The organism is Pseudomonas sp. ACM7 (genome assembly GCF_004136015.1).
GTDB classification, from domain to species: domain Bacteria; phylum Pseudomonadota; class Gammaproteobacteria; order Pseudomonadales; family Pseudomonadaceae; genus Aquipseudomonas; species Aquipseudomonas frigoris.
In genome coordinates, this window is record NZ_CP024866.1 from 1,369,495 (window position 1) to 1,386,935 (window position 17,441).

The 17,441-nt window shown below is 58.9% G+C and carries 12 protein-coding genes and 1 pseudogene; 9 read left to right on the forward strand and 4 right to left on the reverse strand.

Annotated features, from left to right (window positions below):
• A partial coding sequence (locus CUN63_RS06570; protein WP_256657628.1) for a transposase occupies positions 1-260 on the forward strand: 260 nt, incomplete at its 5' end.
• 62 nt (positions 261-322) lie between these two features.
• Here the strand turns inward: CUN63_RS06570 and CUN63_RS06575 are convergent.
• The gene (locus CUN63_RS06575) at positions 323-1,675 is read right to left on the reverse strand and encodes an HD domain-containing phosphohydrolase (protein ID WP_129438070.1); all 1,353 of its coding nucleotides are present in this window, start codon (positions 1,673-1,675) and stop codon (positions 323-325) included.
• Positions 1,676-1,935: 260 nt separating this feature from the next.
• On the opposite strand from CUN63_RS06575, the gene CUN63_RS06580 reads away from it, so the two are divergent.
• The 5 genes from CUN63_RS06580 to CUN63_RS06600 are packed head-to-tail and all read left to right on the forward strand — an operon-like array spanning position 1,936 to position 10,343.
• Entirely contained in the window at positions 1,936-4,242 is a 2,307-nt protein-coding gene (locus tag CUN63_RS06580) for a bifunctional diguanylate cyclase/phosphodiesterase (protein ID WP_129438072.1), read from the forward strand.
• A complete protein-coding gene (locus tag CUN63_RS06585) occupies positions 4,239-6,128 on the forward strand; it encodes a bifunctional diguanylate cyclase/phosphodiesterase (protein WP_129438074.1) in 1,890 nt (629 codons plus the stop codon). The genes CUN63_RS06580 and CUN63_RS06585 overlap by 4 nt, the downstream gene beginning before the upstream one ends.
• Positions 6,129-6,172: 44 nt before the next feature.
• Positions 6,173-7,132, forward strand: coding sequence for a cytochrome-c peroxidase (locus CUN63_RS06590; protein WP_129438076.1), 960 nt, complete (start codon positions 6,173-6,175; stop codon positions 7,130-7,132).
• On the forward strand, positions 7,129-8,940 hold the full coding sequence (locus tag CUN63_RS06595) for a DAHL domain-containing protein (protein ID WP_129438078.1): 1,812 nt from the start codon (positions 7,129-7,131) through the stop codon (positions 8,938-8,940). The genes CUN63_RS06590 and CUN63_RS06595 overlap by 4 nt, the downstream gene beginning before the upstream one ends.
• Positions 8,937-10,343, forward strand: coding sequence for an ATP-binding protein (locus CUN63_RS06600; protein WP_129438080.1), 1,407 nt, complete (start codon positions 8,937-8,939; stop codon positions 10,341-10,343). Before CUN63_RS06595 ends, CUN63_RS06600 begins: the two co-directional genes overlap by 4 nt.
• A 151-nt stretch (positions 10,344-10,494) precedes the next feature.
• Here CUN63_RS06600 and CUN63_RS06605 read toward each other — a convergent pair whose 3' ends face one another.
• Together CUN63_RS06605 and CUN63_RS06610 are read right to left on the reverse strand one after the other, a co-directional pair.
• Positions 10,495-11,820, reverse strand: coding sequence for an APC family permease (locus tag CUN63_RS06605; protein ID WP_129438081.1), 1,326 nt, complete (start codon positions 11,818-11,820; stop codon positions 10,495-10,497).
• Positions 11,821-12,062: 242 nt separating this feature from the next.
• Positions 12,063-12,884: a carbon-nitrogen hydrolase family protein gene (locus CUN63_RS06610; protein ID WP_129438083.1), complete on the reverse strand. Its 822-nt coding sequence runs from the start codon at positions 12,882-12,884 to the stop codon at positions 12,063-12,065.
• Positions 12,885-13,009: 125 nt separating this feature from the next.
• Between CUN63_RS06610 and CUN63_RS06615 the strand changes: the two genes are divergently transcribed.
• The 3 genes and pseudogenes from CUN63_RS06615 (at position 13,010) to CUN63_RS06625 (ending at position 15,904) form a co-directional block, all read left to right on the forward strand.
• Entirely contained in the window at positions 13,010-13,810 is an 801-nt protein-coding gene (locus tag CUN63_RS06615; RefSeq protein ID WP_008147857.1) for a LuxR C-terminal-related transcriptional regulator, read from the forward strand.
• 132 nt (positions 13,811-13,942) lie between these two features.
• A complete protein-coding gene (locus CUN63_RS06620) occupies positions 13,943-15,562 on the forward strand; it encodes an FMN-binding glutamate synthase family protein (protein ID WP_129438085.1) in 1,620 nt (539 codons plus the stop codon).
• Positions 15,563-15,619: 57 nt separating this feature from the next.
• Positions 15,620-15,904, forward strand: a pseudogene (locus tag CUN63_RS06625) (putative quinol monooxygenase).
• On the opposite strand, the gene CUN63_RS06630 reads toward CUN63_RS06625, so the two are convergent.
• Positions 15,852-17,441, reverse strand: coding sequence for a glycosyltransferase family 39 protein (locus CUN63_RS06630; protein ID WP_129438087.1), 1,590 nt, complete (start codon positions 17,439-17,441; stop codon positions 15,852-15,854). The pseudogene CUN63_RS06625 and the gene CUN63_RS06630 overlap by 53 nt on opposite strands.

Genomic DNA, 17,441 nt, shown 5'->3' on the forward strand with positions numbered 1-17,441 from the left:
TAGGGATGGACCTTACGGTTGATGACTCCGGGAAGAAGAACGGCCCCCGGCACCTGACCAAAAAAGGGGATCCGGAAGTACGCCGGTTGGCTTACAACGCCGCAATGGCAGCCTGTCGCTCAGCTAAATGGAAACCGTTTTACGAGTCATATTTGGCAAGAGGCTTCTCGAAAACCCAGGCATTGGTGGCCCTTGCCCGGAAACTCTGCCGGGTGGCATTTGCCCTGATGAAAAATCAGAGCAAATACCAGCCGGCCTGAAGTTGCGGGGTTGCCCTGCAACATAGAATCTCCCACAGGAGGGTTGTGAAGAGTCTGGAAAACTAACTGGCCTCGAGAACCGCAACGTCTTCCGGCACCTTTACAAAAATGCTGTATTTCGCGCCTTCCATGGCTTCGAAGGCGATCAACTTCTCCACCAGCGGCCCATTCAACACCTTGCCGGCATTGAGCAGCAGCATGCCGTTGTCGGCATTGAGGTTGCGCGCCAGGATCATGCCCGCTGTCACTTCCCGCGTGCTCAGCACCTTCACTGACGGGTCGGCCAACGAGATATCGCTCAGGTACGCGGCACAGACCTGGATGAAATCCTCCACCAGGTCGGGATCGTAGAGTCGCCCGGCATAGCTGCGGATGTAGACCAGCGCTTCATCGCTGTTCATCTGCCGCTCAAGGATCAGCCCGCGCTGCAACTCGATGAAATCCACCGAGAGTTTCAACAGCCGCGAACCGAACGGAATCGCCTCGCCCTTGAGCCGGTCGGGGAAGCCGCTGCCGTCCCAGCGCTCCTGATGATGAAGAATCAGACGGGCGGCGTCCTTCATCGGATCGAGCGTCATCAACAGCGATTCGCTCTGCTTTGGATAACCGCGATAGCGCTCCCTATCGCTGTGATGCAGCAGGTCCGCGGGCGCGGTCATCATGCTGTCGGTCCAGCTCAGTTTGCCAATGTTGTAGAGCGCCGCGGCCATGGTCAGGTCGCGACTGGTGCCCTCGTCCAGGCCATGAAGTTTGCAGTAGACCCGCACCAGTTCGATGATCTGGCGGTTGGTCTGTTTGGCCGGGGGCAAGCGCAGGTTGGCCAGCAGCGAGAACACCTCGGTGCCGGTGACATAGCTGTGCTTGAGCTCTTCGTAGGCCAGGTCGAGCATGTCGGCGGTCTGCTGGAGTTCGGCAGTACGGGCGGCGACGTGTTTTTCCAGGGTGGTGTTGAGCGACTTCAACTGGTCGTTCTGCAGCCGGGTCAACTGCTCCAGACGTTGGCGTTCGCGCTCGGAGTATTGATGAGCCAGGGCCTGGCGCAAGGTCAGGAGCATTTCCTCGTCGTTCCAGGGTTTACTGATGTAGCGGTGAATCTTCCCTTCGTTGATCGCTTTGATGATCGTCGGCATGTCCGCGTAGCCGGTGAGCAGAATCCGGGTGGTCGTCGGGTAAAGCTGATGGATGCGGGCCAGCAGCGTGGCGCCGTCCATATTGGGCATGCGTGCGTCGGTCATCACCAGGTCAATGGAGTGTTGCTCCATGATCTCCAGCGCCTGGGCACCGCTGGTGGCCAGCAGCAACTCGTAGGGCTGGCCGCGTAACAGGCGACGCAGGCTGTTGAGGATTGACTCCTCGTCATCGACCAGCAGCACCTTGGGTTTATCGTTCAAAGTCGTGGGGAGTTGCTCTTCCATGGCGTCACCTCAAGTGAAACGGGCACATCGTTGTGGCAGGCCCCGAGGCAAACATCCCCTATTGCCGGAGCCTGACCTACAGGCTAGATGATTTTCAGCCCGCCAACGGAAATGATTCAGCTCATTGAATTGCGCGAAGTGCTGGACAGACGACTATGCTCAGCTGACTCGGATCCATAATCTGTACGGTCGGCCAGGTGATCAGGGAAAGGAAGCCCCTCTATGAGAACACCGCATCAAACTGCTGCCGGTACTGGCGTATGTCGATAAATACGCTGCTGGCGCGGACCAACCGGCGGATTCTTATCGTCGACGACACAGCCTCGATTCATGCGGACTTCGCCAAGATCCTCAGTCCGCCATCGATCGATGACGACAGCCTGATCAGCGCCGAAAATGCCCTGTTCGGCACCCCCGCGGCGCTATCGCTGCAAAGCTTCGTGCTCGACTCGGCGTTTCAGGGCCTCGAAGCCCTGGACAAGGTCGAAACGGCGCTGGCCAATGACATGCCCTACGCGATGGCCTTCATCGACATGCGCATGCCGCCGGGCTGGGACGGGCTGGAAACCATCGAACGGCTGTGGCAGGCCGATCCCAAGCTGCAAGTGGCGCTTTGCACCGCTTATTCCGACTATTCCTGGGAAGACATCGACGAACGCCTGGAACTGGGCGATCGCCTGCTGATTCTGAAAAAACCCTTCGATGCCATCGAAATCCGCCAGATGGCCAGCGCATTGACGGCCAAGTGGCAAATGACCGAAGACGCAGAGCTGAAGATGTCGCTGCTCGAACAGGCGGTCGAAGAACGCACCCGAGAGCTGTCCGACGCCAACATCATCGTGCAGAACAGCCCCACCATTCTGTATCGGTTGCGCGGCGAGCCGTCGTTTCCGTTGATGTATATCTCGCACAACATCACCAAATACGGTCATGTCGCGGCGAAACTGGTCGCCTCGGCCAACTGGTCCCAGGAACTGATCCATCCCGATGATCAAACGAAGGTCGACACCGCCATGGCCCGGGTGCTGGACCGTCATGCGGCGGGCGCTTCCATCGAATTCCGGATGCGCACTGGCGAAGGAGCCTGGCGCTGGGTCGAAAACCGCTACATCCCGGTGCGCGACGATGAAGGCCGTTTGCTGGAAGTCGAAGGCATCATCATCGACATCACTGAACGCAAACTGGCCGAAGAGAAAATCGCCCTGCTGGCCCGCACCGACGGGCTGACCGGGCTGGCCAACCGTGCGACGCTGATCGAGCGGTTGCACCAGGCATTCGCCTCTGCGCGTCGGGGGGCGGCACCGTTCGCCATGTTTTACCTGGACCTGGATCACTTCAAACGCATCAACGACACCCTCGGCCATCCGGTAGGCGACCTGTTGCTGCAAGAGGTTTCCCGCCGGATCAAGGCCTGCGTGCGCGAAAACGATGTGGTCGCCCGACTCGGCGGTGACGAGTTCGCGATCTTGCAGCTGGATGTCGGCGACCCGACCCAATCCGCGGCCCTGGCCGCCAAGATCCGCGACACGCTGGTACTGCCCTACTCCCTGGCCGGCAATGATGTGCGGGTCTCGGTGAGTATCGGCATCAGTAGCTGTACCCCGGAAAGCACCAGCGCCGACGGCCTGCTGACCCAGGCCGACATGGCGCTGTATCGCTCCAAGGAAAAGGGCCGCAACCAGTACCACTTCCACTCCGAGGAGATCAACCAGGAGGTGGTCGAACGCATGACCATCGCCAGCGACCTGAGAGCGGCCATCGAACACCAGGAACTCGAACTGCATTACTGGCCGGAAGTGGACCTGAGCAGCGGCAAAATCCTCGGCATGGAAGCTCAGGTCAGCTGGAACCACCCTGAGCGCGGTTTACTGGAAGCCCCGGCGTTCCTGCCCGCGGCGGAAAAGACCGGCACCATCGTCGCGCTCGGTCACTGGGTGCTGGATCGCGCCTGCCAGCAAATGCGCCAATGGCGCGATGAAGGCATGGCGCCGCCGGTGATTGCGATCAAGCTGTCCCTGGCCCAACTCAAAAGTGGTCCCGAACTGATCTATGACGTGCTGCGCACCACCGCGCGCTGGGAACTCTGCCCCTGGGACCTGCGCTTCGACGTCACTGAAGCGACGCTGGCCCAGACCAAATGGACCCACAACGATGTGCTGCCGCGCCTGCGTGAGCTGGGGGTAAAGATCGCCATCGACGACTTCGGCACCGAGTATTCCTCGTTCGACTACCTCAAGACCTACCAAGTCAATCACCTGAAACTTGCGCAGGCCTTCATCGACACCGCCGCCCGCGATCCGGCCAGCGCGAACACCCTGCGCGCCATCATCAACTTCGCCCGTGAAGTCGGGATCGGCATCATTGCCGAGGGCGTCGAAACCCAGGAGCAGCGCAGCGCGCTGATGGCCACCGGTTCACCGATGAACGCCCAGGGTTACTTCTTCAGCAAAGCGGTCAGCAGCCAGCAGGCCGCCGAGCTGCTGAAGGCCGGCAGCATCGTGCCCCCGAACCACGACATCGGGCCGATTCTGGACAACCCGCCACGCTTCACGGAGGACAAAGGATGAAATCGCCTTTCGTGCGGACCAACCGGCGCATCCTGATCATCGACGACACGCCCTCGATTCATGAGGACTTTCGCAAGATTCTTGGCCCTGAGATCGAAGGTGAAGAGCCCGGAGGTGAACAGACCCTCGCCGGTGCAGAAGAAGCCCTGTTCGGCACCGTGCAGCTTGATCGGCTGACGTTCCAGCTCGACTCGGCCTACCAGGGCCAGGAAGCCCTCGAACTGGTCAAGCGCGCACGGGCCGAAGATCGCCCCTATGCCATGGCGTTCACCGATATGCGTATGCCACCGGGCTGGGACGGTCTGGAAACCATCGAACAACTGTGGAAGGCCGACCCTCACTTGCAAATCGCGTTGTGCACGGCCTATTCCGATTACACCTGGGAAGACATGGCCGAACGGCTGGAGTTCGGCGACCAGTTGCTGGTGCTGAAAAAGCCCTTCGACAGCCTGGAAATCCGCCAGATGGCCAGTGCCCTGACCTGGAAATGGCAGATGGCGCAGGACGCGGCGATGAAGGTCCTGAGCCTGGAGCAAACCATCGAGGCGCGGGTCCACGAATTGCTCAAGGTGTCGCACTTGTTGCAGTACGACGTACTGACCGAGCTGCCCAACAGCACGTTGCTCGGTGACCGGTTGAACCAGTCACTGGCCCTGTCCCGGCGCCATGACAAACAACTGGCCGTGATGTTTCTGGGCCTCGATCGCTTCAAGCGCATCAACAATGCCCTGGGTCATCCGGCCGGTGACGAAATGCTTAAACAGGTCGGGCGCAATCTGGTGGCGACGGTGCGCGAGTCCGACTCGGTGTTCCGCTACGGTTCCGATGAATTCGTGGTGATCCTCGCCGACGTCCGCCATCCCCAGCAGACCAAGGGCATCGCCGAAAAACTCTTGAACGCCATCCGCGCGCCCCAGCACATTGCCGGCCACGACCTGAGCGTGACCGCCAGCCTGGGCATCAGCATTTACCCGGACGACGGCTTCGATGCCATCGCGCTGATCAAGAAAGCCGAAACCGCGATGCGCAACGTCAAGGAAAGCGGCCCGAACGATTTCAGTTTTTTCATCGACGAGATGAACCAGCGCGCCCGGGATCAGCAAAGCATCGAGAGCGGCATTCGCCAGGCGCTGGAGCGCAACGAATTTGTCCTGCATTACCAGCCCAAACTGGACCTGGGCAGTGGCCAGGTGGTCGGGGCCGAGGCGTTGATTCGCTGGCAAAAACCGGGGCACGGCCTGGTCTACCCCTCGGACTTCATCAGTGTGGCCGAAGACAGCGGTTTGATCGTACCGTTGAGCAAATGGGTGCTGGCCGAGGCGTGCCGACAAGCCTGCGCCTGGCAGGCCGCGGGGCTGCCGAAGATCTATATGTCGGTGAATATGTCGGCCATCGATTTCCGTCAGCGGGACTTTGTCGACGGCATCGAACAGACACTCAAAAAAACAGGCCTGGAACCGGCCTTGCTGGAGCTGGAAATCACCGAGGGCGTGTTGATGCAGAACGTCGAAACCACGGTGACCGCCCTGACCCGGCTTAAAGTCATGGGCGTGCGACTGGCCATCGATGACTTCGGTACCGGTTATTCCAGCCTGAGCTACTTGCGGCGTTTTCCCATCGACGTGCTGAAAATCGACCAGTCGTTCATTCGCGGTTTAAGCAGAGACAGCAACGACGCCGCGCTGGTCAGCGCCATCATCAGCCTGGGCCGGAGCCTCAAGCTGACCATCATTGCCGAAGGGGTGGAAACCCTCGAACAACTGGATTTCCTCAAGGCCCATCAATGCGAGGAAGGCCAGGGTTTCTATTTCAGCAAAGCCGTGGAGCCTGACGCCTTCGTCCGGTATCTGGGGTCGGTGAAGCCCTCTTCATCCGCAGCCACGTGAACGATGCGCAACGACACACAGGCCCTACGCCAAGGAATTATCAGATGCCGCCTTCCTTTCACCGTCTGCTATTGGCGCCGTTGTTCGGGCTCTGCCTGAGCGCCAGTGCCGCGCCACTGGATGAAGCGCTCAAACCACTGCCGGCGGTGCCCCAACAGAATCCCCTGCGGGTCGAACTCGGTCGTCAGTTGTTCAATGAACCGCGCTTGTCGGTCGACAGCTCACTGTCCTGCGCCAGTTGCCATCGACTGGAAAACGGCGGCGCCGACAACAAGGCGTTTTCCATCGGTTTCGCCGGCCTTCCGTTGACGATCAACACCCCCAGCGTGTTCAACGCCAGCCTGAACTTCCGGCAATTCTGGAACGGCCGCGCCGACACCCTGGAAACCCAGATCCACGGCGTGGTGCAAAGCCCCAGTGAAATGGGCAGTAACTGGGAGCATGTGGTGCAGACGCTGACCGCCGATGCGGCATATCAGGCCTCATTCGCCAACGCCTACCCGGACGGCGTGACCATGAACAATGTGCAGAATGCCCTGGCCACCTATGAGCGCACGCTGATCAGCGCCAACTCGCGTTTCGACCAATACCTGCAAGGCGATACCGACATTCTCACCCTCGACGAGAAATACGGTTACCAACGCTTCAAGGACTACGGCTGCATCGCCTGCCATCAGGGCGTCAACATCGGCGGCAACATGTTCCAGAAGTTCGGGGTCATGGGCGACTACTTCAAGACTCGGGGCAACCCCACCGAAGCCGACCTGGGCCGCTATCTGGTCACCAAGGACGAAGAGGACCGCAACGTGTTCAAGGTCCCGAGCCTGCGCAACGTCGCCGTGACCGCGCCGTACTTTCACGACGGCTCGGCCAAGACTCTTGAAGAGGCGGTGGATGTGATGTTCAAGTTCCAGCTCGGTCGTATTCCCTCTGCCGACGACAAAACGCTGATCATCAAATTCCTCAAGACCCTGACCGGTGAATGGGGAGGCAAGCCCTTATGAAAACGACTAACCGCCGCAACCTGGCGTTGCTTAGTGTCGTGGCCCTGATGCTGGCTTCGGTGCTGCTGTTCCTGTACCTCAAATCCAGCTCGAACCAGACGACGACCTACACCGAATCCCGGGACTTGATCGGCCGGATCAAGCAGCTGAACGCACAATGGGAAACCGAGATCCTCAAGGCCAGGGTCGCCATCAGTCACAACTACGATCCGTTGGTCACACCGCTGACCGAGATAACGAACCTGTGGGAGCGGTTCGACACCATGGAGTCGAGCCATGGCCGCAACGACTCGCCCGTCTGGCGCGCCAGCCATGATGCGTACCTGACCGCCATGCAGGAAAAGACCCGCTTGGTGGAGCAGTTCAAGTCTCACAACGCCGTGCTTCGCAACTCGCTGGCGTTCCTGCCCACCGCCGAGGACGACATTCAGGAACAGCTGTCCAGGTTGGTGGATGAGGACCAACTGCAACTTCAGAACATTGCCACCGACACGTATGACTTGCTGCTCAGCAGCCTGGAGTTCGCTCAGGTCACCTCCGATGACAAGGCCGCCGACATCCTGCTCGGGCTGAACAAACTGGGGGTGAACAAACAGCGTCTACCTGAACAGTTCCACAGTCCGATCGATATTCTGAGCAACCACATTTCACTGATCCTGCGTGAGCAGCCGGTGGTCAATCGGTTACTGGAAAACATCGAAGCCGTTCCCGTGGCCGAACGCCTGGACGACATGACCAACCTGCTGAACACCGACCAGCAGCGGACCGACGCGGTCGACCAGCGCTATCACTTCTACATGCTGTTGTTTTCGGTGCTGTTGGTGTTGCTGCTGGTGTACCTGGCGATTCACCTGATGCGCAGTTTCACCGTGATCAATCGCGTCAACAAAGCCCTGCAAACCGCCAATGAGGACCTGGAGCTGCGGGTTGAAGAGCGCACCCGCGAACTCAAGGATACCCAGAGCGAACTGCTCGACACCGCGCGTCAGGCCGGCATGGCCGAGATCGCCACCAATGTGCTGCACAACGTCGGCAACGTGCTCAACAGCGTGAACATTTCGGCCGACCTGGTGAGCCGCAAACTGCGCGGCAGCAAAGCGCAGGGCCTGGGTAAGGCCATGCAGCTGATCAACGACCATCCAGGCGACCTCGGCACCTTTCTGACCGAGGACGCGAAAGGCAAGTTGCTACCGGGTTACCTGAATCAACTGGTGGACGCGATAGCCCTGGAACAACAAAGCATGACCGAAGAGCTGGCCCAACTGACCAAAAGCGTGGACCACATCAAGGACATCGTCGCCACCCAGCAGTCCTACGCGGGCGCCAACAGCCTGATGGAACCGCTGCACATCAGCGAATTGCTGGAAGACGCCCTGCGCATGAACTCCGGCGCCTTGACCCGACACCACGTCACGGTGGTCAAGGAGTACAGCGACGTGCCGCAGGTCATGGGTGATAAACACCGGTTGTTGCTGATCCTGATCAACCTGATCAGCAACGCCAAATACGCGATGTCAGACCTCAGCAACCGCCAGCGGCAAATGACCCTGGGGGTCAAAATCGTCGAAGACAAGATCCTGCAAGTCAGCGTCAAGGACGACGGCGAAGGCATCGCCGAGGAAAACATGACGCGCATCTTTGCCCACGGGTTTACCACCCGCAAGGAAGGGCATGGCTTCGGCCTGCACAGCTGCGCCCTGGCCGCCATCGAAATGAACGGCCACCTCACCGCCCATAGCGACGGACCGGGCAAGGGCGCGCTGTTCACGTTGCAGATCCCGCTGAAAACCGTCAAGGAGGAAGCATGAGCGAGCTTTCGAACCGACGCATTCTGCTGATCGATGACACGCCGTCCATTCACGTGGATTTCCGCAAGATTCTCACGCCCATGCCCGAACAGACCGTCGAACTGGACGAGATGGAGGCCGCGCTGTTTGGCAACGAAGTGAAATCAACCAGTGCGCTGTTCGAGCTGGACTCGGCCTATGGCGGCCAGGAAGGCCTGGGCAAACTGAACGAAGCCTTGCAGGAAAACCGCCCCTACGCCCTGGCCTTCGTCGACATGCGCATGCCCGAGGGCTGGGACGGCGCGCAGACCATCGAACATTTGTGGCAAGCCGACCCGCGCCTGCAAGTGGTGGTGTGCACCGCCTACTCCGACTATTCCTGGGATGAACTGCTCGATCGATTGCAGGCCCATGATCGACTGCTGATTCTGAAAAAACCGTTCGACAACATTGAAGTCCAGCAGATGGCCAACACCCTGTTGACCAAATGGGACATGACCGAACGGGCCAGCGTGCAGATGGACCATTTAGGGCAAATGGTCGAACGCCGAACCCGGCAGTTCACAGAGGCCAGCGTTGAGTTGCAGCGGGAAATCGACGAGCGTAAACAGCTTGAAACCCAATTGGTGCAATCGGAAAAACTCGCTTCATTGGGGCAACTCGCGGCCGGCGTCGCCCATGAAATCAACAACCCCATCGGCTTCATTTCCTCCAACCTCGGCACCCTGGATGGCTACTTCAAACAGCTGCAGGAAATGCTCGACGCCTATCGGGATGCGGAAGAGGCGATCGGCTCCAGCGAGCTCGTCGAGCGCTTGAATCAACTGCGCGAACGGGTCGAGCTGGAGTTCCTGCGCGAGGACATTCCGCTGCTGATCAAGGAATCCAAGGACGGCATCAACCGGGTCGGGCAGATCGTCAAGGACCTGAAGGACTTCTCCCGGGTGGACTCCAATCAAGAATGGCAGTGGGCCAATCTGCAACAGGGCATCGAATCGACCTTGAACATCGTCGCCAACGAACTCAAGTACAAGGCCGATGTGCTCAAGGAGTATCAGGTCCTGCCCGACATCGAATGCCTGCCTTCGCAAATCAATCAGGTGATCATGAACCTGATCGTCAACGCCTCTCAGGCCATCGGCCCGGAGCGCGGCACCATCACCTTGCGCACCGGGCTTGAAGCGGAAACGGTGTGGATCGAGGTCGCAGACACCGGCGCCGGTATTGCGCCGGACTGCCTGCAAAAAATCTTCGACCCGTTCTTCACCACCAAACCGGTGGGCCAGGGGACAGGGCTGGGGTTGTCCCTGTCCTATGGCATCGTGAAAAAACATCGGGGGGATATTACGGTGCGCAGTGAAGTTGGTGTGGGAAGCACATTTCGGGTCCAGTTGCCGATTCACCAATCAAAGCTGGCAAGCTGAACGCCAATCAAATGTGGGAGCGAGCTTGCTCCGGGCGGCGTTCCGACGATGGCGGTGTGTCAGTCAACATGCATAGCGACTGACACGCCCCTATCGTCGGAACGCCGCCCGGAGCAAGCTCGCTCCCACAGGTTCTTTAGCAGTCAGGCAATTATGTGGCTTCCTGGAAATCCATCTCCGGTGGCTGGCGACGGAAGCCGCCGGTCAACACCGCCAGGTACACCACGCCAATCGCCAGCCAGCTCAAGCCCAGATAGATCGCCAAGTGATCGAGGCTGACCATCAACCACAAATCCGCCGCCAGGCCGATGAACGGGCACAACAAGAACAACACGAATTCACGCAGCCCTTTGTTCTCACCGCCAATCCAGTAGTGAAAGATCACCGACAGGTTCACCAGACTGAACGCCAGGAACGCGCCGAAGTTGATGAACGAGGTCGAGGTAGTGACGTCCAGTTTCAGTGCCAGCAACGCGACCACGGCGCACAGCAGGATGCTGTTGACCGGCGTGCCAAAGCGTTCATGCAAGGTGCCGAAGAACGATTTTGGCAGCACGCCGTCACGGCCCATGGCGAACAACAGCCGCGAACCGCTGGCCTGCGCCGACAGACCCGACGCGAACTGGCCGACGATCAGGCCGATCAGGAAGATCGACACGAACAGGTCACCACCGATGTTGCGGGCAATTTCATAGGCCGCCGAGTCGACGCTGTCGAACTGGAACGACGGATGCGCGATCTGCACGAAGTACGACACACCGACGAAGATCAGCCCGCCGATCAGGGTAATCAGCATGATCGCTCGCGGGATGGTGCGGCGCGGGTCGCGGGTTTCTTCGGTCAGGGTGCTGACCGCGTCGAACCCCAGGAATGAGTAGCAGGCGATGGCTGCACCGCTCATGATCAGCGGCATCTGCATGTCACCGTTGAAGAACGGTTTGACCGACCACAACGGCGTGCTCGCATCACCACCGACGTAATGAACGCACAGCGCAACGAAGGCGATCAGCACCAGGAACTGCACCAGCATCAGTAACGCGTTGATGCCGTTGGCCAGTTTCAGACCGACAATGTTGATCGCACTGGTGATGCCGATGAACGCCAGCACCCAGATCCACTGCGGCACGGCCGGGAAGGCGGAATTGAGGTAGGCCGCGCCGATCAGCCAGATCGCCATCGGCAGGAACAGGTAGTCGAGCAGCACGGCCCAACCGGCGATGAAACCGAGTTTCGGGCTGATCGCCTTGCGGACATAGCTATAGGCCGAGCCAGCGACGGGAAACGCCGAGGCCATTCGGCCGTAACTCATGGCGGTGAAAAACATCGCCACCAGCGCCGCCAGATAAGCGGCCGGGACCATGCCGGCAGTGGATTGAGCGAGGATGCCAAAGGTGCCGAGCACGATGATCGGCGTCATGTAGGCGATGCCGAACAGCACCACCGAACCCAATGACAGGGTGCGTTGCAAACGAGCCATGAGCGACTACTCCGAATTTATTAGATTTATGGCAGAGCCGAGTTCGGCGCTAAATTTCGGGTGTTTCGTTGTTGTAATTGGGTGAACTATTAAACAGGTGTGTCGACCGGACGGGCCTCTTCGCGAGCAAGCCCGCTCCCACAGGTGTTATGTGTCGTTTACAAATGCTGTGTCCGCTGAAGATCCCCTGTGGGAGCGGGCTTGCTCGCGAAGAGGCCCGCCCTGACAACACAGGATCCGGATCAGCTCTGAGGAATCATCAGCTCCCGCAATCCACAAGCATGCTCAACAATCTCCCCCGGCAATCGCAGCCGCTGATCATCCAGATACCGATAATCCTGCCGCGCCGCCGTCAGCTGATTCAGGTCCAGCTCAACCGCAAACTGTCCTTCCTCGCGCCCGGCCTCGAACAACAAAGTCCCCAGCGGATCCACCAGCGCACTGCCGCCCGCGAACACCAACCCGCCATCGCCCTCTTCCACCCGGTTGACCATCAGCGCAAACGCCTGGTTTTCCTGGGCGCGGGCCATGATCGCGGTGCGGTGAGTCGGGCCGTACGGGTCCATGTTGCCGTTGGTGACAATCAACAGTTCGGCCCCCAATTGCGCCAGTGCCCGGGCGGTTTCCGGGAATTCGATGTCGTAGCAAATCAACAGGCCAACGCGTACACCGTTCCACTCACACGTGGCGTAACGGTCTCCGGCCTCGAACACACCGCGATCCGACGCCCACAGATGCGTCTTGCGATATTTCAGCGCGATACCTTCGGGGGTGATCAGCAGCGTGGTGTTGTAGAAGCGGCCGTTGTCGTTCTCGGCCATGCCGATCACCACGGCGATGTTGTGTTCACGGGCCGCAGCCAGCACCGCGCTGACGGTCGGACCGTCCAGCGGTTCTGCGGTTTCGGCCAGCGCCTCAAGCGACGGAAAGCCCATCAGGTGGGTTTCGGGAAACACGATCAGCTGCGTATCGGCAGCACAGGCAGCCATCGCCTGCAGAGCGCGTTCGAGGTTGTAAGCCGTGTCGTTGTCACGGCCCGCCAACTGGGCGAGTTCGACTTTCATGGGTATTCCTTGTTCTTAACCGGGCTGGCAGAAAGATTGCCCGGTCGGTGTCTGTGCGCCAGTATGCGCAGCAAGCCACTGGCCGGGAAATCACGCCGCTGGGGTAACCCGATAGGGGTAGAGACATGACACTTTCGTTAGACGACATCGCGTGGCACCGCTCGGTCGGGCAACTGATCGACGCCCTGGACAAGCCCAATTTCTGGACGCAGCTGGTACGGTTGCTGGATCAGTACGTGACCTTCGACAGCTGGGTGGCGCTGCTTTTCAGCGCCGATCAGCACCCGCAAGTGTTCGCCGAATGCCCGGGCGCGGACGGCAGTCCCGATCAGTTGTTCCAGGATTATCTGCGCGGTTTGTATCTGCTCGATCCGTTCTACATCGCCTGTCGCGAGCAGTCGCGCACCGGGCTCTATCGCCTGTCGGAAGTGGCGCCGGAGCATTTCGAACTGACCGAGTATTACCAGCGCTACTTTCGTCTGAATGTGGTGGCCGATGAAATCCAGTTCAATTGCCAACTCGAAGGCGACCGCACGCTGTGCCTGTCACTGGGCAGCAAGCAGCGTTTCAGCGGCCAGCAGATTGCCTTGCTGTCGCTGATCCAGCCCTGGGTGCTCGGCCTGTTGCGCCAGCGCCTGCCCTACGAAATCAACGAAGTCGTGGCCCTAGCGCCAGCACCGCCGCAAGTCGACTGGCGCGTGCAGCTGGAAGCGTCAGTGCAACAACTCAAAGGCGCGCAATTGACCGCCCGGGAGCTGGACGTCGGGCGCTTGATGCTCAGCGGTTGCTCCAGTAAGGAAATCGCCCGCAAGCTGGAAATCTCTGTCGAAACCGTGAAAGTCCATAAGAAACACATGTACAGCAAACTGGGGATCAAATCCCAGTCCGAGCTGTTTTCGATTTTTCTCCAGGCACAAAATGCCTGATTGCATGAAAAGATCGTCCGAACGCGGCCCGAACCTTCGGCAGCTCCTACAAAAGCCCGACCGTGCACAATTCTGTAGGAGCTGCCGCAGGCTGCGATCTTTTAGAACCGAGTCCGAACCCAAGGAAACCGTATGAGCCTGTCACTCCTGAGCCGCTACGCCTTCTTTGCCGTCTGTGTGATGTTTACTCTCGCCAGCCTACCCTTCCTGGAGCACGACTGGCTCTGGCCGATCACCGTCGTCACCGGCATTCTCAGCCTCGTGGGCCTGTTCGATCTGCTGCAAAGCCCTCACGCAGTGCGCCGTAATTACCCGATCCTCGGCAACATCCGTTATCTGGTGGAGGGTATTCGCCCGGAAATCCGCCAGTACCTGCTCGAATCCGACAGTGATGCCCTGCCCTTCTCCCGGGCGCAGCGTTCGCTGGTCTATTCGCGCGCCAAAAACGAAAGCGCCGACAAACCCTTCGGCACGTTGATCGATGTGTATCAGTCAGGTTTCGAATTCATCGGCCACTCCATGCGCCCGGCGCCGTTGAGCGACCCGAGCAGTTTCCGGGTCATCGTCGGCGGCCCGCAATGCACGCAGCCGTACTCGGCGTCGGTGTTCAACATCTCGGCCATGAGCTTCGGCTCCCTCAGCGCCAACGCCATTCGCGCGTTGAACCAGGGGGCGAAACTCGGCAACTTCGCCCACGACACCGGCGAAGGCAGCATCAGCGCCTATCACCGGGAAAACGGCGGCGACCTGACCTGGGAACTCGGCAGCGGCTACTTTGGCTGTCGCACCGCTGACGGGCGCTTTGACCCTGAACGCTTCGCGGCACAAGCGCAGACGCCCCAAGTACGGATGATCGAAATCAAGATGAGCCAAGGCGCCAAGCCCGGTCATGGCGGGATCCTGCCCAAGCACAAAGTCACCAAGGAAATCGCCGAAACCCGCGGCATCCTGATGGGCGAAGATTGCGTCTCGCCGTCGCGGCATAGCGCGTTTTCCACGCCGATTGAACTGATGCACTTCATCGCGCAGTTGCGCGAACTGTCCGGCGGCAAACCGGTGGGCTTCAAGTTTTGCCTGGGCCACCCGTGGGAATTCATGGGCATCGCCAAGGCCATGCTGGAAACCGGCATCCTCCCGGACTTCATCGTGGTGGATGGCAAGGAAGGCGGCACCGGCGCCGCGCCCGTGGAGTTCACCGATCACATTGGTGTGCCGATGCGCGAGGGCCTGCTGTTCGTGCACAACACGCTGGTCGGCCTGAACCTGCGGGACAAAATCAAACTCGGCGCCAGCGGCAAGATCGTCAGCGCCTTCGACATTGCCAGCGTCCTGGCCATCGGCGCCGACTGGGCCAACTCGGCACGCGGCTTCATGTTCGCCATCGGCTGCATCCAGTCGCAAAGCTGCCACACCAACAAATGCCCGACCGGTGTCGCCACCCAGGACACCCTGCGCCAACGCGCACTGGTGGTTCCGGACAAGGCTCAGCGCGTCTTCAACTTCCACCGCAACACGCTCAAGGCCCTGGCCGAAATGCTCGCCGCTGCCGGGTTGGAACATCCTTCGCAATTGTCGGCCAAGCATTTGGTACGGCGCATGTCGGCGACCGAGATCAAATTGTTCTCACAGTTGCATGTGTTCTTGAAACCGGGGGAGTTGCTGGCCGGTGAAGTGAATGGCGAGTTCTACTCGCGGATGTGGCAGATGGCTCGGGCGGATAGTTTTGAGCCAAATGAAGTGGCTGCTGCGTAAACAACGTTTGAACGCCAGCCTCATCGGGAGGTTGGCTTTACACCAAGGAAGGACGCCATGCTGAAAGTCATCGCTCAGGACTTCATCAAACCCGAATACATTGAAACCGTTCGCCCGTGATACGCCGAACTGGTCGAGAAGACTCGACTGGAACCTGATTGCATCGCTTACGACCTGTTCATCGATCAAAAAGACCCGGGGCACTTTATCTTCGTCGAACAATGGCCGAATCAGGCGGCGCTGGATGCTCATTGCCAGTCTGAGCATTTTCGGCGGTTGGTACCGCAGATCAATGGCTACCAGGCAAGGGATTGTGTTGTCGTGCTGATGGATGCGTTCTGACGCTAACAAGGGGGGCTGGTGCTGCATCGAGAGTGAATAGACGGGCTTCGATCCCTTCGCCCTTGATAGTCAACGTTTGTTTCCATTCATCCGCGAACAACACATGACTTTCGGTCGCAGGTATGTCGGTTATCCACCAGACTCTTCCTCCGTTAAGTTTCAATTGGCTAACGTCATTGAAAAAAATCCATTTCAGATGTTGAGGTATCAGCGCGTATCCGCCTCGATCTAGTTCATCCGGGAATGTGTCCACAGATGATTTGATGTGAAACCTCGGTTGAATGCCTGTGGTGTTGTAGTAGGTAAACGGCAAGTAAAAGAGCAAAGTGTCGAGTACGATCTTGTCACCCGGATGGGCCTGCCGATCAATCTCGTTCGCCAGTGCGTCCAGCCTGAGTTCTTTGCGAAGACTGGTCCCATTCAATCCATCAGTTTGTCTGTAAACCATTTGCAGTCCCTGTATTTGTCCAATGACTAAAAGCACTACTGTCGCGGCGGCAAACAAGGGTCGTCGTTGCCACCAAGAATCAAGTGCAACAGCACAGATCATGGGCAACCCGACAGCAGCGAACATTAGGTATCGATGGACGAAAATCGGTTTCACCAACGACATTAGAAAAACAGTAAGCACTGGCACAAAAAAATAACCTACCAGAAGCAATCTGTAACGTCGCTCACTCCGATCGCTCAACAACACCGATGCGGCACAAACAAAGATCAATAGTGTCGGCACCACACGCCACCAGGATGCCGCCGGCACCGAATCAATCATCACCGTAAACTGCCAAACGACAGTCAACACTGCCTGCCACGTGAGAGGCGGTATCCAGTCAAGCCCATTCCTTTGCAGCAGTTGACCAATGAAATGAGGAACCCACGGCAGGTACAAAACAGCAATTGCGATGTTGGCCAACATCCATGCACGAACGGGCACTCCGCGCGCTCGCCACCAAAACAGCCAATGCACCAATACACACAACGCGGCGAAATAATGCGTATAGAAAGCAGCCGTCATCAGCAGCACGTAAACGGTCGGAAAACGCTTTTGATCGGGTGCCTTGATCCAGCACACCAGCGCCACAGTCGCGCCCATCAGCCAAAAGCTGACCAAGGTGTACATTCGCACTTCCTGGCTGTAGCGAACCGATATCGGCAGCAATGCCAACAACAATGCGGCTATCCAGGTCGCCCTCCGCGTCGCCACCAGACTCATCAGTTTCACGCAAATCAACAGCGTGCCGACGTCTGCCAGAGCACTCAGCGACCGCACAGACACAACGCTGTTTCCGAATAACAGCATCCAGTAATGCAGCAAGACATAGTAAAGAGGGGGATGAACGTCCCGTGCAGTAATGGACCAGATCTGCCACGGAGACTCTTTGGCAAGCAGCAGACTGAAGGCCTCGTCATACCAGATGGACGGCACACTGATAGCGTGAAATCGCACGAATAAAGCAAGGACGATCACCGCGATCAAACCAACACTGTCAACCAGCAGGCTCGAGGATCGGCTGCGGTATGCGCAGAGATCGGTCAT

What these genes read in the sequence shown, in the direction of transcription:
- CUN63_RS06575 (WP_129438070.1), bottom strand. Translation starts at nt 1,675, where the DNA reads ATGGAAGAGCAACTCCCCACGACTTTGAACGATAAACCCAAGGTGCTG.
- CUN63_RS06580 (WP_129438072.1), top strand. Translation starts at nt 1,936, where the DNA reads ATGTCGATAAATACGCTGCTGGCGCGGACCAACCGGCGGATTCTTATC.
- CUN63_RS06585 (WP_129438074.1), top strand. Translation starts at nt 4,239, where the DNA reads ATGAAATCGCCTTTCGTGCGGACCAACCGGCGCATCCTGATCATCGAC.
- CUN63_RS06590 (WP_129438076.1), top strand. Translation starts at nt 6,173, where the DNA reads ATGCCGCCTTCCTTTCACCGTCTGCTATTGGCGCCGTTGTTCGGGCTC.
- CUN63_RS06595 (WP_129438078.1), top strand. Translation starts at nt 7,129, where the DNA reads ATGAAAACGACTAACCGCCGCAACCTGGCGTTGCTTAGTGTCGTGGCC.
- CUN63_RS06600 (WP_129438080.1), top strand. Translation starts at nt 8,937, where the DNA reads ATGAGCGAGCTTTCGAACCGACGCATTCTGCTGATCGATGACACGCCG.
- CUN63_RS06605 (WP_129438081.1), bottom strand. Translation starts at nt 11,820, where the DNA reads ATGGCTCGTTTGCAACGCACCCTGTCATTGGGTTCGGTGGTGCTGTTC.
- CUN63_RS06610 (WP_129438083.1), bottom strand. Translation starts at nt 12,884, where the DNA reads ATGAAAGTCGAACTCGCCCAGTTGGCGGGCCGTGACAACGACACGGCT.
- CUN63_RS06615 (WP_008147857.1), top strand. Translation starts at nt 13,010, where the DNA reads ATGACACTTTCGTTAGACGACATCGCGTGGCACCGCTCGGTCGGGCAA.
- CUN63_RS06620 (WP_129438085.1), top strand. Translation starts at nt 13,943, where the DNA reads ATGAGCCTGTCACTCCTGAGCCGCTACGCCTTCTTTGCCGTCTGTGTG.
- CUN63_RS06630 (WP_129438087.1), bottom strand. Translation starts at nt 17,441, where the DNA reads ATGACCGATCTCTGCGCATACCGCAGCCGATCCTCGAGCCTGCTGGTT.